The organism is Martinezella sp. CNPSo 3732 (assembly GCF_057784515.1).
In genome coordinates, this window is record NZ_JBXSOO010000028.1 from 1 (window position 1) to 15,884 (window position 15,884).

General features: G+C 61.7%; 12 protein-coding genes. 5 read left to right on the plus strand and 7 right to left on the minus strand.

Features of this window, described 5'->3' with window-relative positions; genetic code table 11:
* From AC13RM_RS29335 to AC13RM_RS29350, 4 genes are all read left to right on the plus strand, one after another.
* Positions 1 to 283, plus strand: a 283-nt coding sequence (locus AC13RM_RS29335) for a hypothetical protein (RefSeq protein WP_488555996.1), incomplete at its 5' end; no start/stop codon positions are given.
* A 1-nt stretch (position 284) separates the two neighbouring features.
* Complete coding sequence (hrpB, locus tag AC13RM_RS29340; protein ID WP_488556004.1) at positions 285 to 2,750, plus strand: ATP-dependent helicase HrpB; 2,466 nt, start codon at positions 285 to 287, stop codon at positions 2,748 to 2,750.
* Between the two features lie 47 nt (positions 2,751 to 2,797).
* Entirely contained in the window at positions 2,798 to 4,090 is a 1,293-nt protein-coding gene (locus AC13RM_RS29345; RefSeq protein ID WP_488556005.1) for an ActS/PrrB/RegB family redox-sensitive histidine kinase, read from the plus strand.
* Positions 4,091 to 4,165: 75 nt separating this feature from the next.
* Positions 4,166 to 4,753, plus strand: a complete 588-nt coding sequence (locus AC13RM_RS29350; protein WP_113233595.1) for an ActR/PrrA/RegA family redox response regulator transcription factor — start codon at positions 4,166 to 4,168, stop codon at positions 4,751 to 4,753.
* Positions 4,754 to 4,811: 58 nt separating this feature from the next.
* Here the strand turns inward: AC13RM_RS29350 and AC13RM_RS29355 are convergent, their stop codons facing one another.
* On the minus strand, positions 4,812 to 5,300 hold the full coding sequence (locus tag AC13RM_RS29355; RefSeq protein ID WP_374824614.1) for an MmcB family DNA repair protein: 489 nt from the start codon (positions 5,298 to 5,300) through the stop codon (positions 4,812 to 4,814).
* 181 nt (positions 5,301 to 5,481) lie between these two features.
* Here AC13RM_RS29355 and AC13RM_RS29360 point away from each other — a divergent pair, with 181 nt between their 5' ends.
* Positions 5,482 to 6,156: a L,D-transpeptidase gene (locus AC13RM_RS29360; protein ID WP_112414816.1), complete on the plus strand. Its 675-nt coding sequence runs from the start codon at positions 5,482 to 5,484 to the stop codon at positions 6,154 to 6,156.
* 478 nt (positions 6,157 to 6,634) lie between these two features.
* On the opposite strand, the gene AC13RM_RS29365 is transcribed toward AC13RM_RS29360, so the two are convergent.
* The 6 genes from AC13RM_RS29365 to hslV form a co-directional block, all read right to left on the minus strand.
* On the minus strand, positions 6,635 to 8,803 hold the full coding sequence (locus AC13RM_RS29365; RefSeq protein ID WP_488555997.1) for a malate synthase G: 2,169 nt from the start codon (positions 8,801 to 8,803) through the stop codon (positions 6,635 to 6,637).
* Between the two features lie 117 nt (positions 8,804 to 8,920).
* On the minus strand, positions 8,921 to 10,924 hold the full coding sequence (locus tag AC13RM_RS29370) for a hydantoinase/oxoprolinase family protein (RefSeq protein WP_113233572.1): 2,004 nt from the start codon (positions 10,922 to 10,924) through the stop codon (positions 8,921 to 8,923).
* Positions 10,925 to 11,277: 353 nt separating this feature from the next.
* Positions 11,278 to 12,672, minus strand: a complete 1,395-nt coding sequence (locus tag AC13RM_RS29375) for a cytochrome P450 (RefSeq protein ID WP_113233573.1) — start codon at positions 12,670 to 12,672, stop codon at positions 11,278 to 11,280.
* Positions 12,673 to 12,788: 116 nt separating this feature from the next.
* On the minus strand, positions 12,789 to 13,742 hold the full coding sequence (locus tag AC13RM_RS29380; RefSeq protein WP_113233574.1) for a DUF1402 family protein: 954 nt from the start codon (positions 13,740 to 13,742) through the stop codon (positions 12,789 to 12,791).
* Positions 13,743 to 13,905: 163 nt separating this feature from the next.
* Positions 13,906 to 15,216, minus strand: coding sequence for an ATP-dependent protease ATPase subunit HslU (hslU, locus tag AC13RM_RS29385; RefSeq protein WP_113233575.1), 1,311 nt, complete (start codon positions 15,214 to 15,216; stop codon positions 13,906 to 13,908).
* 47 nt (positions 15,217 to 15,263) lie between these two features.
* On the minus strand, positions 15,264 to 15,791 hold the full coding sequence (hslV, locus tag AC13RM_RS29390; RefSeq protein WP_113233576.1) for an ATP-dependent protease subunit HslV: 528 nt from the start codon (positions 15,789 to 15,791) through the stop codon (positions 15,264 to 15,266).
* Between the last annotated feature and the right edge of the window lie 93 nt (positions 15,792 to 15,884).

The window sequence follows — 15,884 nt, forward strand, 5'->3', positions numbered from 1 at the left end:
GAATGACGGAGAATTTTTCGCGATTGACCGCGATTTTGGGATTCATTTTACGCCGACTGCCGGAATCGTCCAGATAAGCGCTCCCAAAGAGCTACTTGCGCCCGTTGCAAGCATCGGATCCAGCTCGCATTGCCAGCTGGATACCCAGGACCTAATAGACATCGAGAAATTGAAGGGAGCGGATATGGTGCTTCTCGATAAAAGGCGGGCGCAAGCCGCGCCCACCCGACAGATGCACGTTTTGCCTACGGATATATGCGGAGCTAGCCGGCGTGACATATAGAGTGCCTTCATTGCCGGAGCTGCCGGTCTCGCATGTGCTTGCCGATATCGGCGCGGCACTCGCCAGCGAGCGGTGTGCCGTGCTTTCCGCACCGCCCGGCGCCGGCAAGACAACGCTGGTGCCGCTTTATCTATTGGGTCAAGGCTGGCGCGGCGATGGCAGGATCGTTCTTCTGGAACCACGGCGGCTGGCGGCAAGGGCCGCCGCTGCCCGCATGGCCTCGCTGCTCGGCGAACAGGTTGGCGATACGGTCGGCTATCGTATGCGGCTCGACAACCGTATTTCTTCCAAGACCCGCATCGAGGTCGTGACAGAGGGCGTGTTCGCGCGGATGATCCTCGACGACCCCGAACTCTCCGGCATCTCCACTGTCATCTTCGACGAATTCCACGAGCGCTCGCTGGATGCGGATTTCGGCTTGGCCCTGGCGCTCGACGTTCAGTCGGCACTGCGGGAGGATCTGCGCATCCTTGTGATGTCGGCAACGCTGGACGTAGAGCGTGTCGCGACCCTGCTCGACCGTCCACCCGTTATCGAAAGCATGGGTCGCAGCTTTCCGATCGATATCCGCCATCAGGATAGGCCGGCGGGAGAGCGGATCGAGGATACGGTGACGCGGGCCATCCTCAATGCGCATGCGAGCGAACAGGGTTCCATCCTCGGCTTCCTGCCCGGTCAGGCGGAAATCACCCGCACGGTGCAGCGGCTCGAAGGCCGCTTAGGATTGGAGACAATGATCGCGCCGCTCTACGGCAATCTCAGCCAGAAGGAGCAGGATGCGGCGATAAAGCCGGCCGCGCAGGGCACCCGCAAGATCGTGCTGGCGACGTCGATCGCTGAAACCTCCATCACCATCGACGGCGTGCGCATCGTCATCGACAGCGGATTGCAGCGCCTGCCCGTCTTCGAGGCTTCGACCGGCATTACGCGGCTAGAGACGGTGCGCGTATCGCGCGCCTCGGCCGATCAGCGCGCCGGCCGCGCCGGGCGAACCGAGCCTGGCATCGCCATCCGCCTGTGGCATCCGGGACAGACGGCGGCGCTTCCGGCCTTTACGCCACCGCAGATCCTTTCGAGCGACCTTTCAGGTCTCGCACTGGATCTCGCTCATTGGGGCGTACAGGATCCTGCAACACTTTCTTTCGTCGACCAACCGCCGGCAACGACGCTTGCCGAGGCGCGGACCTTACTGCGGCAGCTGGGCGCGCTCGATGCGGAAAACGGGCTGACGGCGCGCGGACGGCTTATGCGCGAGCTCGCCCTACCGCCACGGCTGGCGGCCATGGTTATTTCCGCTGGCGAATTCGGACAGGCGCGCGAGGCGGCGCTGCTTGCCGTGCTGCTGACGGAACAGGGCCTCGGCGGGCAGAGCATCGACCTGGAAGACCGGCTGCGACGCTTCAAGGCGGAAAAGGGCGAGCGGGCCGAGGCGGCGCGCCGGCTGGCCGGACGCCTTGCTCAGGCTGCCGGCAGCAGCGGCAGCCCTATCGCTTCTATTGCTCCGCTTGCCGGTGCGCTCCTGCTGCATGCCTTTCCCGATCGTATCGCCCTGCAGCGCGGCGGGCGGGGGCGATTCGTCATGGCCAATGGGCGCGGCGCGGAGCTGCCGGAGACCGAACGGCTGGCGGGATCGCAGATGCTCGTCATTGCCGACCTGACGGGACGGGCGGCACAGGCGCGCATACTCGCGGCGGCGGAGATTTCCCGCGCCGATGTCGAAGAACATCTGCCGGGCGAGATCCGCACCGAAGATCAGAGCTTCTTCGACAAAGCGAGCCGTCAGGTGCGGGCGCGGCGGGCGACAAGGCTCGGCGCTATCATCTTCGAGGAGACGCCTCTGCCTCGCCCCTCCGGTGAACAGGCGGCCAAGGCGCTCGCCGAAGGTATTCGCGAACTCGGGATCGGTATCTTGCCTTTCTCCAAGGAAGCCACGCAGCTGCGGGACAGGATCGGCTTCTTATATAGGACGATCGGCGAGCCCTGGCCCGATATGAGCGACGAGGCGCTGCTTGCCCGGCTCGACGAATGGTTCACGCCGTTTGAAAGCGATGTGCCCGGTCTCTCCGATATCTCGGCCGGCGGGCTCTCGAAGGGACTGATGTCGCTGGTGCCGCACGAGCTGCAGCGCGATCTCGCCCGGATGGCGCCGACGCATTTCGAGGCGCCCACCGGTCAGCGCCATCCAATTCAATATGACGGCGAGGAGCCGCTGCTCACCATCCGCGTGCAGGAGCTGTTCGGACTGAAGCAACATCCGACGATCGGCGGCGGCAGATTGCCGCTGGTGCTGGAATTGACATCGCCGGCACATCGCCCGATCCAGACGACGCGCGACCTGCCGGGCTTCTGGGCCGGATCCTGGAAGGATGTGCGCGCCGATATGCGCGGCCGCTACCCGAGGCATCCCTGGCCGGAAGACCCGGCCGAGGCCTTGCCGACAACACGCGCCAAGCCACGAGGGACCTGATAATGGCACGCTTCTTCCGGGGACTGGAAAAACTCTCCGAAGCCGAAATGAAGGCGCAGGAGGGGCATCATACCAGCCGGCGGCTAAGGTTGCAGACGCTGGTGCGCCTGCGCTGGCTTGCGGTCGGCGGCCAGACGGTGACTGTCATGATCGTCGCCTTCTGGCTGAAATTTCCCATGCCGCTCCTGCCCTGCTGCGTGCTGATCGCCTGCCTTGCCTGGATCAACTTCTTCCTGACGCTGCGCTATCCGCCGACGCACCGGCTGGAGCCACCGGCCGCCTTCGCGCTGCTCAGTCTCGACCTTCTGCAGCTCTGTGGACTGCTGCTGATTACCGGCGGATTGGCCAATCCCTTCTCAGCGCTGGTCTGCGTGCCCGTCATCATTTCCTTCGCCTCGCAGCCGATCCTCTACAGCATGCCGCTGATCCTGCTGGCGATGATCTGCATTACCGGCCTTGCCTTCTCACCCTTCCCGCTTCCCTGGTACGAGGGTGTCTCCGTCAACGTGCATAGCGTCATGCAGCTGGGCGTCTGGTGTTCCATCGCTTCCACCATGGCCTTTGCCGCCTTCTATGCCTATCGCGTCTCCATGGAAGCCTCGCAGCTTGCCGACGCGCTCTCGGCAACCGAACTGGTGCTGCAGCGGGAAAAGCACCTGTCGCAGCTCGACGGACTGGCGGCAGCGGCCGCACACGAACTCGGCACGCCGCTTGCGACGATCAGCGTCGTCGCCAAGGAGATGGAACGGGAGCTTAAAGAAGACGACCGGTTCCGCGAGGACGTGGCGCTGCTGCGCAGCCAGAGCGAACGCTGCCGCGATATCCTGCGGCGGCTGACGACGCTCTCTTCCGAGGACGAAGCGCATATGCGGCGGCTGACGCTCTCGTCGATGATGGAAGAGATCATCGCGCCGCACCGCGAATTCGGAATCAACCTGGAACTCATCGAAAAGAGTCCCCGCTCCGGCGAGCCTGTTCTCTCGCGCAATGCCGGCATCATGTACGGCCTTGGCAACCTCATCGAAAATGCAGTCGACTATGCCCACAAGACGGTGACCGTAACGGTGGAATACACCGCCGAAACTCTGACTATTATCATCGAGGACGATGGCGGCGGGTACTCGCCGGAAATACTGGCACGGATCGGCGAACCCTATGTCACCTCCCGCCAGCGGGACGACACGGCAGGCGGCCTGGGGCTCGGGCTCTTCATCGCCAAGACGCTGCTCGAGCGCTCGGGCGCCACGCTTTCCTTCGGCAATCGCGATTCCGAGACGCCGGGAGCTCGCGTCCGCGTCGAATGGCCGCGCGTGTTAATCGACAGTAATTCGACAAAATGATTTTCGCGGCTTAAAACTGCCATCGTCAAAATCGGTTGAATATGCAGGCGGATGGTCGCCGGGATAGAAGATAAAATGACGGATAAGGAAAGCGTTGCCCCGCAAGCCGGGGCGAAGGATGCCGAGGCCCATATCGGCCCGGATGCCACATTGCTGATCGTCGATGACGACGGTCCCTTTCTGCGCCGGCTGGCGCGGGCAATGGAGGCACGCGGCTTTGCAGTCGAGACGGCGGAATCGGTGGCGGAAGGCGTTGCCAAATCCAAGGCGACCCCGCCGAAATATGCCGTGGTCGACCTTCGCCTCGGCGACGGCAACGGGCTCGACGTGATCGAAGCCATCCGCCAGCGGCGGGACGACACGCATATCGTGGTGCTGACGGGCTATGGCAACATCGCGACGGCGGTGACCGCCGTCAAGCTCGGCGCGCTCGACTATCTGGCCAAGCCTGCCGACGCCGACGACGTCTATGCAGCGCTGACGCAGCGCCCTGGCGAGAAGGCCGAAGTGCCCGAAAATCCGATGTCTGCGGACCGCGTGCGCTGGGAGCATATTCAGCGCGTCTATGAAATGTGCGAGCGCAATGTTTCGGAGACGGCCCGCCGCCTCAACATGCATCGCCGCACGCTGCAGCGCATCCTTGCCAAGCGGGCGCCGAAATAGAGCAATTCCAGGAAAAGTGTGCAGCGGTTTTCCGTCCGGAATTGCGCTGGGAGATGACCTATTCGGAAGCGAAGGACTTGCCCGTCGCCCATTCTGCCAACAGCAGGCGCTGGGCGGCGGCGCGGGAGAAGTTGAGCGTTACAGATTTGCGCGTCGCAGGCGGCAGGCGATGATCCGGCGCCTCGCGCAGCATATGGGCGCCGTAACCATCAGACAGAAACAGCCCGCAATCCTCCGGGAAGATATCCAGCGGCACGTCCTTGTGCGTCGCGAAGAACATCCGGTCGCAATGCTGCCGGTATTCGGGCCATTTGCGGTCGACGCGAAAATCCTCGATCGAGGTCTTGATCTCGATGATCCAGATCTCGCCCTTTTCCGAGAGGCTGATGAGATCGGCGCGGCGCCCGCTGGCGAGCGGCAGCTCGGGTAGCACGGCGTGACGCATGTCGTGCAGTAATAGTTGCACGCCCTTGCGTACAAGCATGGCCCGTTCCGACTGCCGGCCATCTATTAACGGATTGTTATTGTAAACGTTCAAAATCGTCATGAATTGTCTCGCGGACAGGCCCGGCGTTGTTGCAAAAAAACCATGTCCTTCTAATTTGCGCGCCGGCCCTATTTTTGTAGGGCCAGAGCAGCTTGCAAAGCCAAGTTTAATGGAAAATAAACTTTAGACAAAGATGGTTGATAGCCATCCGTTTCCCGCCACGAAAATTCAAGAGACTTCCATGCGCATCCGTAATGCTATGACCGCACTCGGCCTTGTCGCAATGCTCGCATCGGCTGGCTATGCCACCACCGCCGCAGCAGCGCCGGCCGCTACCGCAAATTCGGCCACCGAGACCATCAAGACGTTCGATGGCGATTATGGTGTGACGACCGACAATGGCTTTCAGCTGCCGGCGATCCCGATCCAGAAGGTGAAGCCGCAGTTCCGCCGTCAGATCGTCGAATACAAGACGGATGAGGCTGAAGGCACGATCATCGTCAACACGCGCGAACGTCACCTCTACTACATCCTCGGCAATGGCGAAGCGATGCGCTACGGCATCGGCGTCGGCAAGCAGGGCTTCTCCTGGTCCGGCACCGCATACGTAGCCTGGAAGCAGGAATGGCCGAATTGGCACCCGCCGAAGGAAATGGCTGTTCGCCGTCCGGAAATCGCCAAGTATGTCGATGGCGGCATGAACCCCGGCCTGTCGAACCCGCTCGGCGCGCGCGCCATGTATCTCTATAATGAAAAGGGCCAGGACACACTGTTCCGCCTGCACGGCACACCGGAATGGGCTTCGATCGGCACCGCTGCCTCCTCCGGCTGCATCCGCCTGATCAATCAGGACGTGATCGATCTCTACAGCCGCGTTCTTCCGGGTCGCAGCACCAAGGTTGTGGTGGTCCAGTAATCACTGGATATTCGGATTGAAAAGGCCGCCGGATCGGTATCCGGCGGCCTTTTTGTTTGGTGCGGGAAGCACTCCCCTTCTCCCCTCGGGGAGAAAGTGCCCGAAGGGCAGATGAGGGGGGAGGTGCGGCAAAGAGATGATTCTTTCTGAAACATTGAGCTGGCGGCAACACCTCCTCACCCTGCCCTCTCCCCAAGGGGCAGGGGTATCGCATATGAACTGAAATCGCAGCTGACCCCTTCTCCCCAGCCGGGAGAAGGTGCCGCCAGGAGGATGAGGGGGTGCCCGCCAAGGCTACGAAAATCCATGAATTCAAATCGATAGCCCCCCTCATCCGACCCTTCGGGCCACCTTCTCCCCGCGGGGGAGAAGGAATTTCCGGTGCCGAGCCACCCCATATGCGATACCCCTGCCCCAAGGGGAGAAGGAGATCGCGCCAAGCACGCAGCGTCACCGAAAAAACAATAGAAGCGAAGGCTCAACCCGCCTGCTTTGCCTTCAGTTCCATGCGGCGGCGATGCAGGACCGGTTCGGTATAGCCGTTCGGCTGCTCGCGCCCTTTGAGAACGAGATCGAGCGCCGCCTGAAAGGCGACCGAACCGTCGAAATTGCCTGACATGGCGATGTAGTTGGGATCATCGGCATTCTGCTGATCGACCACGGCGGCCATGCGCTTCATCGTTTCCAGAATCTGCGCTTCGGTAATGACCTTGTGGTGCAGCCAGTTGGCCATGTGCTGCGCCGAGATGCGCAGGGTGGCGCGATCTTCCATGAGGCCGACATTGTTGATGTCCGGAACCTTGGAGCAGCCGACGCCCTGATCGACCCAGCGAACGACATAGCCGAGGATGCCCTGGCTGTTGTTGTCGATCTCGCGCTGGATTTCCTCCGGCGTCCAGTTCGGCCGCGAGGCGACCGGCACGGAGAGGATGTCTGATAGCTTGGCGCGGGCGCGGCTCTTCAGGCTCTTTTGCACCTCGGCGACATTGACGCGGTGGTAATGGGTAGCGTGCAGCGTAGCCGCCGTCGGGGACGGCACCCAGGCGGTGTTGGCGCCGGCCTTGGGATGGGCGATCTTCTGCTCGAGCATGGCCGCCATCAGGTCCGGCATGGCCCACATGCCCTTGCCGATCTGGGCATGACCGGAAAGGCCGCATTCCAGGCCGATATCGACGTTCCAGTTCTCATAGGCGCCGATCCAGGCCGCCTGCTTCATGTCGCCCTTGCGGATCATCGGGCCGGCTTCCATCGAGGTATGGATCTCATCGCCGGTGCGATCGAGGAAGCCGGTATTGATGAAGACGACGCGTTCGCGGGCAGCGCGAATGGCTTCCTTGAGGTTGACCGTCGTACGGCGCTCCTCGTCCATGATGCCCATCTTGATGGTGTTCCGCGGCATCCCAAGCAGGTCCTCGACGCGCGAGAAAATATCGACGGCGAAGGCGACCTCTTCGGGACCGTGCATCTTCGGCTTGACGACATACATCGAGCCGGTGCGGGAATTCTTGCGGCGGCCATTCGGGCCGATGTCGTAGAGTGCGATCAAGCCGGTGATCGCGGCATCCATGACGCCCTCAGGCACCTCGTTGCCATCGCGGTCGAGAATGGCGGGATTGGTCATGAGGTGGCCGACATTGCGCACCAGCATGAGGGAACGGCAATGCAGATCGAACGTGCTGCCATCCGGCGCAGTGTAGGCGACATCGGGGTTCAGCCGGCGCGTGAAGGTCTTGTCACCCTTCACGACTTCCTCTGTCAGATCGCCCTTCATCAGGCCGAGCCAGTTGCGATAAACTTCGGCCTTGTCCTCGGCATCGACGGCTGCGATCGAATCTTCGCAGTCCATGATCGTCGTGATTGCCGATTCCAGGCGGACATCGGAAATGCCGGCCGGGTCGGATTTGCCGATGGCCGTGGTCGTGTCGATGACGATTTCGATATGGATGCCGTTCTGCTTCAACAGGATATGAGTCGGCGTGGCGGCATCACCGAGATAGCCGGCGAAATGGCTGCTATCGGCGAGCTCTCCAGCGCCGCCATCAATCGTAACCGCCAAGGCGCCGTCCTTTACGGCAAAGCCGGTGATATCCTTCCAGCTGGCACCCTCAAGCGGCACGGTAGAATCGAGAAAATCCCGAACCCACGCGATGACCTTCTCGCCACGTTTGGGATTGTAGCCCCTGCCCTTTTCGGCGCCATCCGTCTCGGGAATGGCATCCGTGCCGTAGAGGGCGTCGTAGAGCGATCCCCAGCGGGCATTGGCCGCATTCAAGGCATAGCGGGCATTCATGACGGGAACGACGAGCTGCGGGCCGGCGATCTCTGAGATTTCCGGATCGACATTGGCGGTCGAGATCGTGAAGGCCGGGCCTTCGGGCACGATATAGCCGATCTCGCGCAGGAAAGCTTCATAGGTAGCGAGATCGACGGGCGCGCCGTTCTTGCGATACCAATCGTCAAGTGCCGCCTGCATGCGGTCACGTTTCTCGAGAAGCTCGCCGTTCCTTGGAGCGAGATCGTGGACGATCTTGGAAAAGCCGGCGAAGAAGGCCTCCGCATCCACGCTCGAACCCGGTAGCGCCTCCTTGACGAGGAAATCGTAGAGGACCTGTTCGATCCGAAGCCCGTGTTTTTCAATGCGGCTCATGCCATATACTCCTCAAGGCCGTTCACGGCTCAATTTTTACATGTTGCCACTTTGCTCACGGTTTCACTTCTGTCAATTTGGCAATAGTTCGAAAGATTTATGCCGCTGGGGAAATAATCAATCCGCGGCGATACGGGGACGGCCCGTAGCGGTCGCCACGAACCGGGCCTCGATCAGCTTGCGACTGCCTTCCACCTCGGGCGCATCCACCTGCTCGTTCACCGCAACCACCAGATCCACGGCGCCATTCAGCCTTGCCTGCGCCATCGCCGCCTCGACGGCGCGCGAGCGGGCATCGGCGAAGCTCCGATCCTCATTGGTGAAGCGCAGGCTTTCGCCGGCGCCGTTCAGCACATAGATGCCATCCTCCGGCATGGTGACGAAGACGGTGACGCTGGTGCGGACCTGACCGACGACGGCACCGACGGCATTCGCCACATCCGAATCGCTGGGAATGGCGCTCTCGGTCGCCAGCATCCCGGCAATAGCTGGATAATAGACCGGAGCGGAAGCGCCTAGGCCGACAAGCGGCCGATCGAGCGAAATGGCAAAACGCGCGATCCCCGGCGCACGGCGAAGCGCACGATCGATGGAGATGGATTTGGCGGGGTCCAGATCGGCCACGCCATCTTCGGCCAAGCAGGCGGCAAGAATGACGTCGGCTGACTGACGGGTGAGGCGATCGACGATCTTCTGCGCCAATTCCTCGACAGATTCGGCGATGAGGCGTCCCGACCCATCCTTCAGCCGCATCGCCAGGGCCAGCCCGAGGCGGGCAGCCTCTGCATTCCACTGGTTTTGCCCTCCGAGCACGTGCATGGCGTCGGAAGGCGTCAGGCCACTCAGATGCACGAGACCGCGCGCGACAAGCCGATCCAGTGTCGCCTTCTGCGATGTCATTGTCAGAAGCTTGTCGAGCGCAACGGGAACGGCACCGATTCGATCGAACAACCCCTGCTCGGGTGCTGTAAGACCGCTTGCCAGATGATCCGGCACACCGGTGCGCAACGCAAAACGGCCGGCATTGCGGGCGAGATGCGTCGCCCGCAGCTGCTGCTCCAGGACATTCAAGACGGCATCGCCATGCATGTGAGCGGCGAGGCTCAGCGGCAACAAGCGGCGCGGGCCGAGTTCGAAGGCGGCGACGAGGCCGCGGTCGTTGATCTTCACTTCGGAATCGCCGCCAAGGCCATAAGTGCGCATGGCCACGGCCTCGACCATGGTGCGATAGCCTCCGACCACGGCGCCATCGGCATCCAGCCGCGGCCTGCCATCCTCCATGACGGCGACATCGGTGGTGGTGCCGCCAATATCGGAAACGACGGCATTATCGAGACCAGTGAGATAGCGCGCGCCGACGAGACTTGCGGCCGGACCCGAGAGGATCGTCTCGATCGGCCGCAGCTTGGCTTCATCGGCCGAAATCAAGGCGCCATCGCCGCGCACCACCATCATCGGTGCCGAAATGCCGCGCGTCGCCAAAAACCCTTCGCAGGCACCGACGAGACGATCGATCATCGAGACGAGGCGGGCGTTCAGCAGCGTCGTCAGGGCGCGGCGCGGGCCGCCAAGCTTCGATGAAAGCTCGTGGCTGCAGGTGACCGGCAGATGCGAAAGCTCGCGGATGCAATCGCGCACCCTGATTTCATGAGCCGGATTCCGCACGGCGAAATAGCCGGCGACGGCGAAAGACGACACCGACTTCGCCAGTTCCGGCAGGGCGTCGCGCAGCGGCGTCAGATCGAGCGGATTTTCATTGCCGTGAACATTGTGGCCGCCGGGGAGATAGAGCACAGGATCGGAGCCCAATGCTTCCGCAAGGCCGTCACGCTTGAGGTCCTCGGGGCCAAAGCCGATCATGATAAGGCCGGCACGGCCGCCCTGCCCTTCGACAAGCGCATTGGTCGCAAGCGTCGTCGACAGCGATACGAGGCCGATGGCTGAAACGGAAATGCCGGCCTTGGCGATGACGGCATCGACGGCGCCGGCAATGCCGACAGCCAGATCATGCCGCGTGGTCAGCGATTTCGCCTTGGCGATCACGCCATCGGTTTCATGAAAGAGAACGGCATCGGTATAGGTTCCACCCGTATCGATGCCGAGCAGGAAGTGAGATGTCACGAGATATGGAACCTCTGAGTTAGGCGATGAATATGAGCTTCCACTATGTCGATTATGACGGAAGCGAAGTGGCAAGCGCGGAGCCTATCTCGCCCTTGGCGGGCGAGAAAGCAATTTCATTGGTTTAGGAATTGCGGCACCGGAAGTTCCACACGTCCAAAACTTGGCGCAATTTCTAAATCATTGAAATTGCAAGAGCGGCGGTCCGTTTCTCGCTCAAATGATATCAAGATTCGGTGCATCCCTACCTACCCCCGCCCTTGCAATTTCTAAGAATTAGACGAGGGACAAGCCCTCGCCTAATCCCAAGAAATTGCTTTCCCGCCCGCCAGGGGCGGGATAAAGCCCGCACGCTACCGCCTCGTAACCCGCATCGGCAAACCGCCGCGTGGCTGGGTCGTCAGCTTCTGCACCGGCCACGGATTGGTTTCTTCGGTCAGGTCGAAGCGGAAGCGGCGCATCATCACGGCGAGGGCGATGACCGCTTCCTGAAGCGCGAAGGTCGCGCCGATGCAGACGCGGGGGCCCGCGCCAAAAGGCAGATACTGGAAACGATTGATCTTGGCGCGGTTTTCCGGAAGAAAGCGCTCCGGCATGAAGGCGCGCGGCTTTTCCCAATAAAGCTCATGGCGATGCAGCGTCCAGGGCATGATGAGGACGGTGATCCCCTTCTCCATCGTCACGCGCTCGCCCGTGGCGCTTACCCATTCGTCATCGGCGATGGCGGCGCGATTGATCGACGGTGCCGGCGGATAGAGGCGCATCGCTTCCTCGAAAGCGGCGCGGACATGCGGCATGAGATCGAGCCAGGCGACCGGCTCCGCATCGGTTGCGAGTACCCGGTCGATTTCCTCTTCCATGGCCTCGCGAATATGCGGGCTGTTGGCGACACAATAGAGCGTCCACGCCAGTGCTCGGGCTGTTGTCTCATGCCCGGCGCCGATGAAGGTGAGGATATTGTCCTCGATCTCTTCCATGGTCAGCCCGTGCGGACCGGCCTTTTCGAGAAGCAGCGTCAGGAAATCGTCGGGTGCGCTGGCTCTGTTCTTCCGCATCTTTTTCAGCCGCTGGTCCATGGTGGTGCGGACGATGCCGCGGAACTTGTCGAGCACGCGCTGGCCGCCGATGCGGGTGATGCGCGGCACCCAGGCAGGTGCGCGCAGGAGATCCATGGGGTCGACTCTGCCCATGCGATGCAGGAGCTCATTGACCTCATCGGCGAAATGCTCGCCTTCGGTGACGATCTCGCCGGAAAACAAGGTCTCCGCCAGAATGGCGAAGGTCAGTTCGGTCATGTCGGCGGCGATATCGAACACCGCGCCTTCGTTGCCGATCTCATCGTATTTATGCAGATATTCCAGGCTTTGGCTCAACATTTGGCCGGCGAAACCCTGGGCATGGCGCGGCGTGAACACCGGCGCGACCGCCTTGCGCGAGCGCTTCCAGACCGGCCCTTCCGCCGTCAGCAGGCCATCGCGCAGAATGGGCCGGAGCACGAGCTGACGAATATCGGCCATGCGGTAGTTGGCGGCATTGTCGACCAGAACATGCTTGATCAGGCCGGGATCATTGACGATGAGCGTCCGCTCGTTGAAGAACTTGGTCTTGATCCAGGGCAGCGTATAGGAGGGCTCGCCCCAGAGTTCGAGCGGATTGCGCAGGATCGTGCGGATGATCGTCAAGCGCGATGGCGGCACGGTGCGCGGGATCGGTGCCGGTGGGGAGAAGGCTTCCGGAATCATGTCCATCAGATCAATTCTCCTCGAAAAGCAGCCATTGCCGAACGAACGCAGTCAGAGCGGCGCACCTCGATATGGGGAGCGCCGCCTGCGAAATCCAGACGATAAAACGTCGCGCTGCGCGCTTATAACAGCGACTTCAGGTCGCTCAGCTTATCATTGATGAGCCAGCCATAGTAATTTTCTTCCGGCCAGACCGGCTGCGAAGAGCCGCGGTTCTTGGCCGCGAGGGCGGCGGCGCGCTTGCGGGAGTTGCCGAGATTGTAGAGCGTCGCGGTGATGCCCGGATTGCCCGAAATATCCATGCCGGCGATCGAGCGATAATCATCGATCGACTTGCGGATCGAGGCCGCGACGAAGGCAAGCGACAGATCCGGGTCCATGATCGCCTTGTAGACGCCGCCGGCATCCTTCTCGCTGAGCTTCGGGATGCCCGAAGTGCGGCTGACGAGATCCGACAGCTCAAGCGCCGTCAGCGGATTGACTTGGCCGAGGCCGAAGGTCTGGCCGGCATAGAAGGGCTGGAAGAAGACAGCACTGAAACGATTGTCAGGATAGGACTTGCCGCCAACCGTCTTGCCGCGGAAATCGTCGTCCCAGACATCCTCGCGGCAGGTCCAGAGGCTGTATGAATCGCTCTTGCCCTTGCAGGCATCGAATTGCGGCCGCGCAACGAAATCGTCGACATTCTCGCCATTATAGGCGAAGCGGAAGCTCTGGCCGGCATAGGACGCCGCCTTGACGTAGTAGGACTGCAGACCGTCATAGGCGTCGACATTGTAGGTATGCTCGCCGACGAGCGCGCCGATGATGTGGATGGGCTCGATACCATAGGCCCGCGCCGTCGACTTGATCTTTGCCATCAGCTTCGTATCGGTCGCCAGCAATTCGCGGACTTTCTGATACTTGCGCTCAAAGCTCGAATTCGTGCCGCGGGTCCGCCGGACGGAGGCGCCGGGAACCGGCGGCTGCTCAGCATTGCGGTTGCCCGAAGGCACCGTTGTCGCCGCATCCGCATAGGCAGGGATCCAGGAAAGGCTGACAACTGCCAGAAAAAGAGTGATCAGTATCCGTCGCAAGATGGCTGTCCTGTCGAAGTTTAAACCGATGTTTCCGTGCGGCTGCCTGAAGGATAATCTTGGCCGAATAAAGCCATACGACACAAAGAAACAGGCCCCTAACTAAAAAGTTAACGGCCCGCTGTCGAGTGCTTGCTGTCTTAAATCGCCTTCACTGGCCTGCTTACAGAATAAAGCGGGACAGATCGGTGTTGGTGGCGAGATCACCGACATGCTCGCGGACATAGGCGGCATCGATGGTCACCGACACGCCGGCACGATCCGAGGCGTTATAGGAGATCTCGTCGAGCACCCGCTCCATGACCGTCTGCAGGCGACGGGCGCCGATATTCTCGACGGTGGAATTCAGATGCACGGCGACATCGGCAAGCGCGTCAATCGCGTCGTCGGTGAAGTCGAGCTTCAGGTCTTCCGTTTCCATCAGCGCCTTGTACTGGCGGATCAGGCTTGCCTGTGGCTCGGTCAAGATGCGGCGGAAATCCTCCTTGGTCAGAGGCCGGAGCTCGACGCGGATCGGCAGGCGGCCCTGCAACTCCGGCAGGAGGTCCGACGGCTTCGACACGTGGAACGCACCGGACGCGATGAAGAGGATGTGGTCTGTCTTGACCGGACCGTACTTCGTCGACACCGTCGTACCTTCGACCAGCGGCAGCAGATCGCGCTGCACGCCTTCGCGGGAGACGCCGGCACCCATGCCGCCGTCGCGGGCGGCGATCTTGTCGATCTCGTCCAAAAAGACGATGCCGTCATTTTCGGCCGATTGCACAGCTTCGCGCTGGATCGCCTCATTGTCGATCAGCTTGTCGGACTCGTCGCGGATCAGCTCCTTGTAGGAATCCTTGACGGTCGTGCGCACCTTCTTCGTGCGGCCGCCCATGGCCTTGCCGAACATTTCGGACAGGTTGAGCACGCCGATATTGGCGCCGGGCATGCCGGGGATCTCGAAGCCGCCGGGCATGCCGGAGCCGGTATCGGCGACTTCGATGTCGATTTCCTTGTCGTCGAGCTGGCCGTCACGCAGCTTCTTGCGGAAGCTGTCGCGTGTCGCCGGCGAGGCGGTGGCGCCAACCAGCGCATCGAGCACGCGCTCTTCGGCGCTCATATGCGCCTTGGCCTGCACCTCGGCGCGCTTCTTTTCGCGCACCAGACCGATGCCGACTTCGACCAGATCGCGGATGATCTGCTCGACATCGCGGCCGACATAGCCGACTTCGGTAAACTTGGTGGCCTCGACCTTGATGAAGGGGGCGCCGGCGAGCTTGGCAAGGCGGCGGGAGATTTCCGTCTTACCGACACCGGTCGGGCCGATCATCAGGATGTTCTTAGGCATGACTTCGTCGCGCAGCTCAGGCTCGAGCTGCTGGCGGCGCCAGCGATTGCGCAATGCAATCGCCACGGCGCGCTTGGCCTCATGCTGGCCGACAATATAGCGATCGAGCTCGGAAACGATCTCGCGGGGGGAAAAAGTTGTCATTTCGTATGTTCCCTGTCAGGGCTGGAAACTATCAAGAGAGGAACGTCTTAGGCTTCGGCATCGAGCGTTTCGACGACCACGTTATGGTTCGTGTAGACGCAGATGTCGGCAGCGATATCGAGGGCGCGGCGGGCGACGTCTTCAGCCGATTTGTCGCTGTCCATCAGAGCGCGTGCGGCGGCGAGCGCGAAATTGCCGCCGGAGCCGATCGCCATGGCGCCATGTTCGGGCTCAAGCACATCGCCGTTGCCGGTGATGGCGAGCGTTACTTGTTTGTCGGCAACCAGCATCATGGCTTCGAGGTTGCGCAGATATTTGTCGGTACGCCAGTCCTTGGCGAGCTCGACGGCGGCGCGCATCAGCTGGCCGGGATATTGTTCGAGCTTCTTTTCGAGGCGTTCGAGCAGGGTGAAGGCATCGGCGGTCGCGCCGGCGAAACCGGCGATGACATCGCCCTTGCCGATGCGGCGAACCTTGCGCGCATTGCCCTTCATTACGGTCTGGCCAAGGCTCACCTGGCCATCACCAGCCATCACGACCTTGCCGTTCTTGCGAATAGTCACGATTGTCGTCATTCAACACCTGTTTGCCCCCGTTGCGGCGGGCTTTCTGTCGGGCCGCTTATCGGCCCCGTCAGCACCTATGTAAGAGGGGTTTTGACGATTGCA